The following is a 12,456-nucleotide window of genomic DNA, read 5'->3' as shown; positions in this document are numbered from 1 at the left end:
CGTGCCCATAGATAAAGCAAACAAAAAAGGTGCAAGAACTGAATCTTGCACCTTTTAAGTGTATTAAACTAAATATTTAAGATATTAGTATTTCTATCTCATCCAATTCTATCGTTTTTTGTGCTGGTCTACAAGTTAATAATCTAAAAAATAAAGAATTAAAAATAAACGAAAACAACATCGGCATGTTATACTTAACAATTATATCTTCATAATTATGAACTGATATATTATATTTCCCATATTCAGTAACTTCAAAACCAAAAAATTTAACTGCCCTTGAGCCATTTTTATAATCTCTTGCTTTTAATGATTTCTCCTTTAAAAGAATCACATCATTTGTTTTAATATTTTGTATTTGCACAAAAAAATCAGGATTTGCTTCAACATAAAAACCTCCTAAAACAAATATCTCATAAAAACCAGAATAGATTTCGACCTCAACTATTTCTTTTAATTTAAATTTTAAATTCATCAAATTATTATTATCGCGAATAATTCGGAGCTTCTTTTGTAATCGTCACATTATGCGGATGACTTTCGTTGATACCACTGGCAGTGATTCGAACAAAGCGACCAGTATCCTGTAAGGTAGCAATATCTTTTGAACCGCAATACCCCATTCCGGCACGAAGACCACCAATGAATTGTTGCATGCTTTCGTTAAGTTCTCCTTTATACGGTACACGACCCACAATTCCTTCTGGAACCAGTTTCTTCACATCGTCTTCCACATCTTGGAAATAACGGTCTTTCGATCCTTCCTGCATCGCTTCAACAGACCCCATTCCTCTATACGATTTGAATTTTCTTCCTTCAAAAATAATAGTCTCACCCGGAGATTCCATTGTTCCTGCCAATAATGAACCTAGCATAACACAATCAGCACCAGCAGCAATCGCTTTTGGAATATCTCCTGTATAACGAATTCCACCATCTGCAATTACGGGAACACCAGTTCCTTTTATAGCCGCAGCTACTTCCAGCACTGCAGAAAATTGAGGAAAACCAACACCTGCAACGATTCTGGTTGTACAAATAGAACCAGGTCCTATTCCAACTTTTACACCATCGGCACCATTTTCTACCAAATACAAGGCAGCTTCTGGAGTGGCAATATTTCCAACAATTACATCTAGGTTTGGGAATTTGGCTTTTACGGCTTTCAATACATCAACCACACCTTTGGTATGACCGTGAGCAGTATCAATAATTACGGCATCAACTCCAGCGTTTACCAAAGCCGTTGCTCTTTCAACAGCATCGGCTGTAACACCCAAAGCGGCTGCTACTCTCAAACGACCAAATTTATCTTTATTGGCATTTGGTTTTTGAGTCAGTTTGGTAATATCTCTAAAAGTAATTAAACCAACCAACTCTTTTTTGTCATTTACTACAGGAAGTTTTTCAATTTTATGTCCTTGCAAAACTACTTCAGCCTGTTCCAATGAAGTTCCTTCGGCAACGGTTACCAGATTTTGGCTTGTCATTACCTCAACAATAGGTCTTGAACCATTTTTTTCAAAACGCAAATCTCTATTGGTAACGATTCCTTTTAGAATTCTATTCTCATCAACAATCGGAATACCTCCAATACCATATTCTTTCATAACCGCTTTTGCATCAGCTACAGTAGAAGACATTGGCAAAGTTACAGGATCGATAATCATTCCAGACTCAGCACGTTTTACTTTACGCACTTTGGCTGCCTGTTGTTCGATCGTCATGTTTTTATGCAAAACACCTATTCCACCTTCCTGTGCCATAGCTATTGCCATTGCGCTTTCGGTTACTGTATCCATAGCTGCAGATACAATAGGAACATTTAATGTAATATTTCTTGAAAATTTGGATTGGATACTCACTTCGCGTGGAAGAACATTTGAGTAATTGGGAACTAATAATACATCATCGTAGGTTAAACCCTCACCGACAATCTTGGAGATATGTGCTTTCATGTTGCAATTTCTAGTTGAATTGCGTGCAAATATAGACAATCTTAAGCTAAAAAACACCTAACTCCCCTAATTTATTTTTAAATTGCATGGTGAAAAAAGAATGATACCTTCTTTTTTTTATAACATCACTTTTCAATTATGACACCAACAAACCACTCAATATCAGGATTAACCAAAATTGAAGTCGAACAATCCAGAATCAAAAATGGTAGCAATTCATTAGAACATCAAAAGAAAAACAATGTACTGTCTTCTATTATTGATATGATAAAAGAGCCCATGTTTTTGTTATTATTAACTGCTACCAGTATCTATTTTATTACTGGTGAATATGGCAACGGAATATTCATGGCAGCTGCAATTCTATTGGTATCTACCATTTCACTTTATCAAGAATCTAAGAGTCGTAATGCTATTGAAGCCTTGCATAAATTAACACAGCCAAAAAGCAAAGTGATTCGAGATGGTGAACTAATTGAAATTCCTTCTGAGGAAATTGTTCTGGGAGATAGTATCCAATGTGAAGAAGGAACTTTCATTCCCGCTGATGGCATTATTATTCAGTCCAACGATTTTTCGGTAAATGAATCCATACTGACCGGAGAATCTTTGGCCGTTTTTAAAAATGAAAAAAGCGACAATAAAGACGTTTCTCAAGGCACTATAGTGGCTTCTGGATTGGCTATTTGTGAAGTAACCGCAATTGGAAACCAAACCCGATTGGGAAAAATAGGCACAAGCTTAGAAAGTATCGCTGAAGAAAAAACACCACTGCAAATTCAGATTTCCAATTTTGTTACCAAAATGTCCCTTATCGGACTGGTCGTCTTCCTTATTGTTTGGGGAATAAATTTCTATAATTCCGGAGTTTTGCTCGACAGTTTATTAAAAGCCCTGACCTTGGCGATGAGCATTATACCAGAGGAAATTCCGGTAGCTTTTGCTACTTTTATGGCTTTGGGCGCCTATCGTTTAATGAAAATGGGGGTTATTGTAAAACAAACCAAAACGGTAGAAACACTAGGAAGCGCAACAGTAATATGCACCGATAAGACAGGTACAATTACCGAAAATAAAATGAGTTTGGCGCAATGGTATCTTTTTGAAACCGATTCTTTAAATGACAACAGCAATAAAAATAAAATTCAATTATCTACCGAAGAGCAAGAATTACTAAGCCTTTCGATGTGGTCCAGCGAACCTATTCCCTTTGATGCAATGGAAATGGCGCTCCATGATGCTTATACAAAAATGGAAATCAAAGATGAACGTCCCAATTATAATTTGGTCCATGAATACCCATTGAGCGGAAAACCACCGATGATGACCCATATTTTCGAAAATAAAAATGGAAACCGAATTATTGCCGCCAAAGGTGCCCCCGAAGCTTTGATAGCCAGCTCTCATTTGTCTGATGAACAGACTCAAAAAATCCTAAAAGCGGTTCAAACTATGGCTGAAAAAGGGTTTCGCGTTCTAGGCGTTGGAGTTGCCAATTTCTCAGGAACCAATTACCCAAAAACACAACAAGAATTTAAATTTGATTTTAAAGGACTCGTCGCTTTTTATGATCCACCAAAAGAAAATATAAAAGCAGTTTTAGAAACTTTTTATAAAGCTGGGATTTTAGTAAAAATTGTTACTGGAGATAATGCACTAACCACTGCAACAATTGCCAAACAAATTGGTTTCAAAAACCCAGAAAAAATATTAAATGGCGACGAACTCATGACCATGGATGATGCCACTTTGAAAGAAAAAGTAATGGAAACAACCATTTTTACCAGAATGTTTCCTGAAGCCAAACTCAAAATTATAAAAGCCCTAAAAGACAACAACCAAATTGTAGCCATGACTGGTGATGGTGTAAACGATGGACCGGCCTTGAAATCTGCTCATATTGGAATTGCAATGGGAAAAAAAGGAACTGAAATAGCCAAACAAGCAGCCAACTTAATCTTGATAGATGACGATTTTGCAAAGATGACCGACGCTATTGCAATGGGACGAAAAATTTATATTAATCTAAAAAAAGCCATTCGATACATATTATCCATTCATATTCCCATTATTTTAATTGTTTTTATTCCTTTGGTTTTAGGATGGATATATCCTAATATTTTCTCCCCTGTTCATATTATTTTCTTAGAGATAATTATGGGACCAACTTGTTCTATAATTTATGAAAATGAACCCATGGAAAGTAATTTAATGTTAGAAAAACCTCGTCCGTTTACCAATACTTTTTTCAATCTAAAAGAAATCGCAATTAGTATAATTCAAGGAATTGTAATCACACTAGGGCTTTTACTTGTTTATCAACATGGAGTTAAATGGGGTTATACCGAAAACGTAACTCGAACTATTATTTTTTTAACATTAATTGCTTCCAATATTTTTCTAACATTGGCCAATCGTTCCTTTTATTATTCAGTGCTTACAACTTTAAAATACAAAAACAATTTGGTCATAATGATTATCGGAATGACCATTTTACTTACTGCAGCTATTTTATACATTCCGCTTTTTAGAACTTTTTTTATGTTTGATATAATTACTCTTTCACAAGTGGGTTTGAGTATTTTAGTGGCTTTTGTTTCTGTATTTTGGGTAGAATTTTATAAACTTTATAAAAGAAAAAAAGGAATTCACTAAAATAAAAACCATTAAAATTAAGCACTTTTCACTAAATGAAACTTAATTTTAATGGTTAAAAAAGCTTTTTTAAACTGAATTTTATTTTCTGCTGCCTCCAGAAATAATGTTAAACCCTACTTGAAACGAGAGTGCATTTGCCTTGGCGAGATCTGAATAAGCCAGAAGATTATCGGCTAGAACATAAAAATTTACGACTCCAATTTTCGTTGACAATCCCAAACCAATATTTTTATACGAATAAGAATCAATAGTATATGTTGCTTTCATTTGCAATCCCTTTAGGATTCTTCTTCTGTAATAAGCAGTTAGCGCCAGCATTGGTGCTCTTGGTGTCGACATCGCAAAAAGCTGGGCTCCAACGGCGCTTCTGTACCATGAATCTTCATCGGTTTCACAATTGCATTCTGTTTGTCTTTCTTCCTCAAATGAATATTGAAAGGAAGAGTAAAACTTTAATGGTCGTTGCGTGGCATAATTATTATAAATAGTGTCTAAAGGAACAGCATCTTTAAAATCCTCGTAAGCATCGCTTATATTTCCGCCATTATTGAAATCTGCATTAAGTCCTTTAAAAACATAATTCCCCTTGAAAGTAAAACTCTCCACTTCTTGTGTGTGTTTGATGAATCCGATATCAACCAAACTTGCCGTTATTTGAATATTCTTTTGGGAATAATACGTTAATCCTAGATCTAATCCTAGCCCTAAATTCCCACCAAAAAAGGCTTTCTCCTTAATATCATCAACTATATCACTGCCGGCATCTCCATCATAATTTTCGTCTAAATACTTAGCAGCACCAGAAGTATTAAGTTCTAAATTGGAATTTATTGCCTGATCATAAATCAAATCTGAACCTTGTTGGGTATACAAATATCCTGAATTGTGCGTTGACGTAGCATTGAAAATACTCGAATAAATTTTGCCTCGAATTCCCAATATAAGTTTTTCATTAATTTGCTTGTTGAATCCAACATGAAAAACAGACAACAATTCTGTTTTTAGATCCAAATCACCCAAATTAAAAGACTTTCCAATATAATTATTATTCCCGTACAAAGATAAAATAGCAATATCTGTGGGAACATATATAAAAGAATCAAGTTCTTGATACATTCCAAAAGAAACATAGGATTTACTCTCGGTACCACCTACCCTAAAACCGCCAGTAAATAATTCTAATTGCTGATTGGCAGTGACATAATCATTCCTGTTGGTAGATGCTACCACATTCTCAACTTTGGTGGTGAAGTTCACTCCATTATTGGCAAATAAATCATAAACATTAAATCCTGTTGAACCTACATTCGCCGAAATTCCAGATAATAACGGAACTCCAAAAAACCATTTATACTTTACATCGGCTCCTGGATTTGTCAATAAAGACTGGGGTTGCGGTGTGAAATTATATAGGATTTCTTTGTTTTGAGCAGAACAATAGAACGACATTGACAGACATAAAACGATTATTATTTTTCTCATTTTATATCTAAATAGGCGGTTACACTTGAACTTAACTTAATATGCCCAGTACTATTTGCAGTTAATGGTGGACCAGGAAGCATAATGAGTACAAAATTTATTTTTGTTGAATTCTTCAAAACGTCAAGATTTGTAGTATCGAACACAACTGTTTTTGTTACCGTATCATCCGTTCCTGTATAAGAAGGCACCGATAAATTCACATTATAAAGTGGCTGATTTTGGTTGTCAAAAAATGTCATATTAAGTACATAGGCCCTATTTATGGTATTATTAACCTTGAAAAATAAATCGGCTCCAACTAAATTTTCATCAAAAAAAGAAGAATTAAATAAATCCAGAACGGCGACGTGTGAAAAAACACTTTGTTCTGTTCCATTAACAATAAAGTCACTGGCGATTAGGTCAAAGTAAGCCAAATTTGTTGTATAGACCGGTTGTGCATTGAACTCATCAACTTGATTAAAATCTACGTCATTTGTACAGGAAAAACAAAATACTGCAACTGATACGATACCTAAAATTCTATTAAAAAAAGAATAACCCATACTTTTGCCAGTTTAATTTTAGATAGAATTTTATTTATATAAAACCCCAAACTAAAGTAACGATAAAAATTCTAAATTATTAAGGTTTAACCCGTTTATTTAAAGCATTTTTGAAGAAACACCGAAATTAATGAAAATCACCAAATAATTTAGAAGCCTCGTTGTAAGCACTTTCAAAACTCATTGGACTGCAATTGGTATTTTCTTTTTGAACTGTAAAATAGGACAATAATTTCTCCGTTGGCATGTTGCCAGTCAAATTATCGGTAGCCATAGGACAACCGCCAAAGCCCTGAATGGCGCCATCAAAACGTCGACAGCCGCCTTTATAAGCAGCATCTATTTTCTCAAGCCATTTGTCTGGTGTAGTGTGAAGATGGGCCCCAAACTCAATGTTGGGATATTGTGGAATCAAATTCGAAAACAAATATGCTATCATTTCAGGTGTTGAGCTACCCACTGTGTCTGAAAGTGACAAAATTTTCACTCCCATAGCAGCCAATTTCTGAGTCCACTCTCCTACTATTTCTACATTCCATGGGTCTCCGTACGGATTTCCAAAACCCATAGAAAGATAAGCAACAACTTCCTTATTGGTTTTATCAGCAAGGTTTAGTATTTCATTTAATGTGATTAGGGATTCGGCAATCGTTTTATGCGTATTCCGCATTTGAAAATTCTCCGAAATCGAAAAAGGAAAACCCAAATATTGAATGGCAGCATGCTCAGAAGCCAGAGTGGCTCCTTGCGTATTGGCAATTATGGCCAATAATTTACTTTTTGTTTTTGATAAATCAAGTTGTTCCAAAACCTCGGCCGTATCTTGCATTTGAGGTATGGCTTTTGCAGAAACAAAACTACCAAAATCGATAGAATCAAAACCTACACGCAACAAAGATTGAATATAGGCCACCTTTCTTTCGGTAGGAATAAAGGCTTTTATACCTTGCATTGCATCACGTGGACATTCGATAATTTTTATATCCTTCATAACTTTCAAATATATAAAAAAGGTTTTGAGTTACAAAGTAAAAAAAATCAATACGATTATTTTCTAGCCAAAATTGCTTTATTAATTGCCTTTACTATAGCCGGTCCTTCATATATAAAACCAGTATACAACTGTAGCAAACTTGCTCCAGCATCTAATTTATCTATGGCATCCTGAGCAGAATGTATTCCTCCCACACCTATAATTGGAAAAGCCTTATTACTATTTTGAGATAAAAAACGAATCACTTCAGTCGAGCGATTTGCCAGTGGTTTTCCAGACATCCCTCCTAGCTCTGTCTTATCTTCGGATATAAGTTCTTTGCGGGAAATAGTAGTATTGGTTGCAATTACACCCGCAATTTGAGTTTCTTTTACAATATCGATTATATCAAGCAATTGTTCATCCGTAAGATCCGGAGCTATTTTAAGTAGGATTGGCTTTTGCTTTGGTCTAGCCAAGTTTTTATTTTGTAACGTTTGCAATAATTGGGTTAGTGGCTCTTTTTCTTGCAATGCACGAAGGTTTGGAGTATTTGGAGAACTTACATTGACAACAAAATAATCTACATAATCAAATAATGCATCAAAACAAATCTCATAGTCGGAAGTGGCATCTTCGTTTAAAGTACATTTATTTTTTCCGATATTTCCACCTATCAGAACACCGTTATTATTTTTTAATCTTTCAACAGCTTGAAGAACGCCTTCATTATTAAAACCCATTCTATTAATGATAGCAGAATCTTCTTTTAAGCGAAATAATCTTTTTTTCTCATTTCCTGGCTGACCTTTTGGAGTTAGCGTTCCAATTTCAATAAAACCAAAACCAAAATTGGAAAGTTCTTTGTATAAAGTGGCATCTTTATCAAAACCAGCTGCCAAACCAACAGGGTTTTTAAATTTTAAACCAAAAACTTCGGTTTCCAATCTTTTATCGTTGACCTCGTATAATAATCTAAAAATAGTAGAAAATCCAGGTATTTTTGATACAATTCTAATTAAGGAAAAAGTAAAATAATGCACTTTTTCGGGATCAAAACAAAAAAGGATTGGGCGTATAAAAATCTTGTACATAGTTCAAATATTGATTGCCACAAAAGTAAAGAATTGTTTTTAGTTTTTAGGCATAAAAAAGTGCTATAAGCAATTCAATTGTTAATTTATCGAGCAAAAAAACACTTTTAAAAGCAAACGTTATCAAAGCAAAAAAAATAAAAAACGACACGATTGCATCACTTTTTATTCCAACGAACCAATTAACAATTAAATTTAATTTCGGGAAAGCTATATTTATTGCTTGGAGTATATTTTTTTGTGGCCTATACTTTTAAAAATATTTAAACGGTCAAAATATCGGATTAAGCTTTTATAGAAATGGAATGTAAATCTAGTCAAAAAAACAAATATGTCAATAAAACAAATTAACTGATTATCAATTAATTACAAAAACAATTTGTTATAAATATTCTTTTAGCAATAATGGAATTGACGTATGATGTGTTTTTGATGGGATTTTTCAATTACAAAGTAAAACCTCATTGAAGTACATTTGGAATTCATAATTTAAACCAAATATAATTCTACTTATGTTAAAAATAATAACCCTTATCATATTGTGGATTAGTTCCCTTTTTTACGCATCTGTTTACGCTCAAGTAAGTCCGAAAAGAGGAGTTGCCTATGGAAATCATACTGTTTCAGATTTAAATACATTAAAATCAGGGATTTCATGGTGGTACAATTGGTCCTCCGTTCCAGAATCTACTGTAAATGCAAGCTACGAAAGCTTGGGAGTAGAATTTGTTCCCATGGCTTGGGGAAAAATTAACGATCCTGATGCTTTTATTGCAACTATAAAACCCGGAGCCAAATACCTATTGGCTTTTAATGAACCGAATTTTAATGATGGTGCCAGATTAACACCTCAGGAAGCAGTTGATGCGTGGCCCAACATTGAAAAAATAGCCGCTGCAAAAGGACTGGAAATAGTAAGTGCCTCCCCCGCCTATAATGGTCCTTCGAATTATGGAGGTTACCAAAGTCCGATTGCTTGGCATGATGAGTTCTTTCGTCTTTGTCCAACTTGCAAAGTAGACTACATCGCTTTTCATACTTATGATGCTACATCAGGCTCTGTAATTGGAGTTACAGAAGGATTGAAGAAATACAATATTCCGATTTGGGTAACCGAATTTGCCAATAGAGTTACCCAATCGGCTACAGAGAAAACTAATTTTATGAAGGATATCGTGACTGCTTTTGAAAACGATCCCGATATTTATCGTTATTCATGGTTTACATGCAGAGTTCCCTCAGACTGGACTGATATGATAGAAGGGCAATTGCTTGGTGCCAATAGCGGAGAAATAAGACCGATTGGGACAGCTTATCTTAACGTTCCATACACAACCAAAAAAATGAATGTACCAGGCAGAATTATTGCAAACAAACATTACCGTCGCAAAGGAACCGGTTTGCAAAATACAACAGATGGAGGCACTACGCAAAATGTATGTTTTACCGATGCGGGAGATTGGAATGAATACATGATAAATGTGGCCAAAACCAGTTCTTACTCAATGACTTTTCGCGTAGCATCATTAATTACTGGCAAATTTGACATCAGTGTAAATGGTGTAATTGTAAAAACGGATGAAACTTTTGAAGCCACTGGAGGTTTACAAACCTACGCAGACAAAACAGTTTCGGGAATCAATCTACCACAAGGAGAAAATTACATTAAACTTCATTATAAATCAAAATTCAACTTTAATTATATTGATGCAGTTGATGAAAATAGCCTTGGCCTTGAAGAAGAAAATTTAGTTACTACTTCTGATATTTTCTTTCCAAATCCTTTTACAAACGAAGCCACAATTAAGATTAAAAGTGCAAATACAGAAAAAATAAACCTCAAAATAATTGACATGAAAGGGAATGTTTGTATTTCGAGCAATGCCTTTTACACCAATCAAACCTTAACCTTCGGCGATCAGCTCGCAACCGGAATCTATATTGTTATTGCAACATACGGAAATACCAAAAAAACATTCAAGATAATTAAGAAATAAAATGAACATAAAAACACCTTTATTCCGTAGCATATTTCGTCTATTCTGATCAGAAAATTAAATTAATAGTAAGTAAAACCAGATTATCCATCTAAAGGTTTTTAATAGTGTACATTAGACAAAAAACAATGTCTATAGAACACAAAGTTCTTTTGGTAGAAGAATTATTTGACCAACTAGAGCATGAAATAAATAATTTCAAATCTGAAACTAGTTTACATTGCAATAGCGGTTGTGGACAGTGTTGTTCAAAACCCAACATCGACGCTTCTCCATTGGAATTCTTACCATGGGCTTTTTATCTATATTTAAATGGTAAAGCCGAAGCTACTTTAGAAGAACTCAATTCCAAAACGAATTCCTTTTGTCATTTATATCAATCCCTTTCTACAGTTGACAATACAAATGGCCGATGTTCCAATTACAAATACAGAGGATTAATTTGCAGGCTTTTTGGGTACGCCGCCAGCAGAGACAAATATGGAAAACTACGATTAAACACTTGCAAAATAATAAAAGAAAACCAACAAGAAAATTTTAATAGTACAGAAGAAGCCATTGGCAAAGGACTCTATGTACCTGTTTTTTCAGACTATTATATGCGACTGACCTCAATCGATCATAGACTTGCCACAACACTTCTCCCCATCAACGAGGCCTTAAAAATGGCAATCGAAGAGGTATTGCATTATTACGCTTATAGACCTTTTCCTGGCGGATTAGAAAATATTGCATAAAAGCATAAGCATAAATACGATTATAAATCATGACAAAGCGATTTCATTAGTGCAAAATCAATCTCTTTTTTTCTAATTTAGTACTATTCAAATTAAAATTATGAAAAAGCTAACCAAAGAAGATATCAGTCAGGAAATTTTTGATTTATATGACGATTATGCCCATAATAAAATTGAGAGAAGGCAATTTATAGAAAAATTGTCCCTGTTTGCAATAGGGAGCCTAACCGTTCCGTCACTCCTTAGTTTTATGACTCCTAATTATTTGGATTCTATTTTGATAAAACCCGACGACCCAAGAATAAAATCGGAATACATAACCTATCAATCTCCAAAAGGTGGTGGCGCAATCAAAGGACTTTTATCCCAACCAACCAAAACCAAAAAAAAATTACCCGGAATAATTGTTGTTCATGAGAATCGGGGACTAAATCCTTATATTGAAGATGTAGCAAGAAGAGCTGCTCTGGAAGGATTCATTACTTTGGCTCCTGATGCTTTATCCCCACTTGGGGGTTATCCCGGAAATGACGACGCGGGAAGAGAATTGCAAAAGAAACGCACCCGAGAAGAAATGCTCGAAGACTTTATTGCCGGTTACGAATTCTTAAAATCATACAAAGACTGTAATGGTTCTGTAGGTGTAGTTGGATTTTGCTTTGGAGGTTGGATTGCCAATATGATGGCAGTCAAAATACCAACTTTGTCCGCAGCAGTTCCATATTACGGAGGTCAGCCCACTGCCGATGAAGCCGAAAAAATAACATCTCCTATTTTGCTGCATTATGCGGGATTAGACACTAGGGTAAATGAGGGCTGGCCAGCTTACGAGGTGATACTCAAAAAGAACAAAGTAGAACATACCGCTTATTTTTATCCTGGAGTCAATCATGGTTTTCATAACAATACCACTCCGCGATATGATGAAGCTGCTGCCACTTTATCTTGGACTCGAACTATTGCTTTTTTTAAGGAGAAACTCAAAAATAAATAATTACAAAATTTAATT

General features: G+C 34.7%; 10 protein-coding genes. 4 read left to right on the top strand and 6 right to left on the bottom strand.

The window, feature by feature from the left end; translation table 11 throughout:
• Positions 1 to 76 precede the first annotated feature (76 nt).
• Positions 77 to 475, bottom strand: coding sequence for a hypothetical protein (locus OLM57_RS09225; RefSeq protein ID WP_264563411.1), 399 nt, complete (start codon positions 473 to 475; stop codon positions 77 to 79).
• 10 nt (positions 476 to 485) lie between these two features.
• On the bottom strand, positions 486 to 1,958 hold the full coding sequence (guaB, locus tag OLM57_RS09220) for an IMP dehydrogenase (RefSeq protein ID WP_264563410.1): 1,473 nt from the start codon (positions 1,956 to 1,958) through the stop codon (positions 486 to 488).
• A gap of 138 nt (positions 1,959 to 2,096) precedes the next feature.
• On the opposite strand from guaB, the gene OLM57_RS09215 reads away from it, so the two are divergent.
• Positions 2,097 to 4,613 (top strand): cation-translocating P-type ATPase, encoded by a 2,517-nt coding sequence (locus OLM57_RS09215; protein ID WP_264563409.1) that lies wholly within the window; start codon positions 2,097 to 2,099, stop codon positions 4,611 to 4,613.
• Positions 4,614 to 4,694: 81 nt separating this feature from the next.
• On the opposite strand, the gene OLM57_RS09210 is transcribed toward OLM57_RS09215, so the two are convergent.
• The 4 genes from OLM57_RS09210 to OLM57_RS09195 form a co-directional block, all read right to left on the bottom strand.
• Complete coding sequence (locus tag OLM57_RS09210; protein ID WP_264563408.1) at positions 4,695 to 6,098, bottom strand: DUF5723 family protein; 1,404 nt, start codon at positions 6,096 to 6,098, stop codon at positions 4,695 to 4,697.
• A complete protein-coding gene (locus OLM57_RS09205; RefSeq protein ID WP_264563407.1) occupies positions 6,095 to 6,646 on the bottom strand; it encodes a hypothetical protein in 552 nt (183 codons plus the stop codon). The genes OLM57_RS09210 and OLM57_RS09205 overlap by 4 nt, the downstream gene beginning before the upstream one ends.
• Positions 6,647 to 6,773: 127 nt before the next feature.
• Complete coding sequence (locus OLM57_RS09200) at positions 6,774 to 7,637, bottom strand: hydroxymethylglutaryl-CoA lyase (protein ID WP_264563406.1); 864 nt, start codon at positions 7,635 to 7,637, stop codon at positions 6,774 to 6,776.
• Between the two features lie 56 nt (positions 7,638 to 7,693).
• Positions 7,694 to 8,713, bottom strand: coding sequence for a quinone-dependent dihydroorotate dehydrogenase (locus OLM57_RS09195; protein WP_264563405.1), 1,020 nt, complete (start codon positions 8,711 to 8,713; stop codon positions 7,694 to 7,696).
• A 512-nt stretch (positions 8,714 to 9,225) separates the two neighbouring features.
• Here OLM57_RS09195 and OLM57_RS09190 point away from each other — a divergent pair.
• From OLM57_RS09190 to OLM57_RS09180, 3 genes are all read left to right on the top strand, one after another.
• Positions 9,226 to 10,710 (top strand): glycosyl hydrolase, encoded by a 1,485-nt coding sequence (locus OLM57_RS09190; protein WP_264563404.1) that lies wholly within the window; start codon positions 9,226 to 9,228, stop codon positions 10,708 to 10,710.
• A gap of 128 nt (positions 10,711 to 10,838) precedes the next feature.
• Complete coding sequence (locus OLM57_RS09185; RefSeq protein ID WP_264563403.1) at positions 10,839 to 11,447, top strand: YkgJ family cysteine cluster protein; 609 nt, start codon at positions 10,839 to 10,841, stop codon at positions 11,445 to 11,447.
• Between the two features lie 100 nt (positions 11,448 to 11,547).
• Positions 11,548 to 12,441, top strand: coding sequence for a dienelactone hydrolase family protein (locus OLM57_RS09180; protein ID WP_264563402.1), 894 nt, complete (start codon positions 11,548 to 11,550; stop codon positions 12,439 to 12,441).
• Positions 12,442 to 12,456: the final 15 nt, after the last annotated feature.

The sequence above is a fragment of the Flavobacterium sp. N3904 genome (assembly GCF_025947305.1).
Lineage (GTDB): Bacteria > Bacteroidota > Bacteroidia > Flavobacteriales > Flavobacteriaceae > Flavobacterium.
This window is presented reverse-complemented; position numbering and strand designations above follow the sequence as displayed.

Excerpts from the sequence above, each read along its gene's own strand:
- OLM57_RS09225 (WP_264563411.1), bottom strand. The coding sequence starts at position 475 with ATGAATTTAAAATTTAAATTAAAAGAAATAGTTGAGGTCGAAATCTAT.
- guaB (WP_264563410.1), bottom strand. The coding sequence starts at position 1,958 with ATGAAAGCACATATCTCCAAGATTGTCGGTGAGGGTTTAACCTACGAT.
- OLM57_RS09215 (WP_264563409.1), top strand. The coding sequence starts at position 2,097 with ATGACACCAACAAACCACTCAATATCAGGATTAACCAAAATTGAAGTC.
- OLM57_RS09210 (WP_264563408.1), bottom strand. The coding sequence starts at position 6,098 with ATGAGAAAAATAATAATCGTTTTATGTCTGTCAATGTCGTTCTATTGT.
- OLM57_RS09205 (WP_264563407.1), bottom strand. The coding sequence starts at position 6,646 with ATGGGTTATTCTTTTTTTAATAGAATTTTAGGTATCGTATCAGTTGCA.
- OLM57_RS09200 (WP_264563406.1), bottom strand. The coding sequence starts at position 7,637 with ATGAAGGATATAAAAATTATCGAATGTCCACGTGATGCAATGCAAGGT.
- OLM57_RS09195 (WP_264563405.1), bottom strand. The coding sequence starts at position 8,713 with ATGTACAAGATTTTTATACGCCCAATCCTTTTTTGTTTTGATCCCGAA.
- OLM57_RS09190 (WP_264563404.1), top strand. The coding sequence starts at position 9,226 with ATGTTAAAAATAATAACCCTTATCATATTGTGGATTAGTTCCCTTTTT.
- OLM57_RS09185 (WP_264563403.1), top strand. The coding sequence starts at position 10,839 with ATGTCTATAGAACACAAAGTTCTTTTGGTAGAAGAATTATTTGACCAA.
- OLM57_RS09180 (WP_264563402.1), top strand. The coding sequence starts at position 11,548 with ATGAAAAAGCTAACCAAAGAAGATATCAGTCAGGAAATTTTTGATTTA.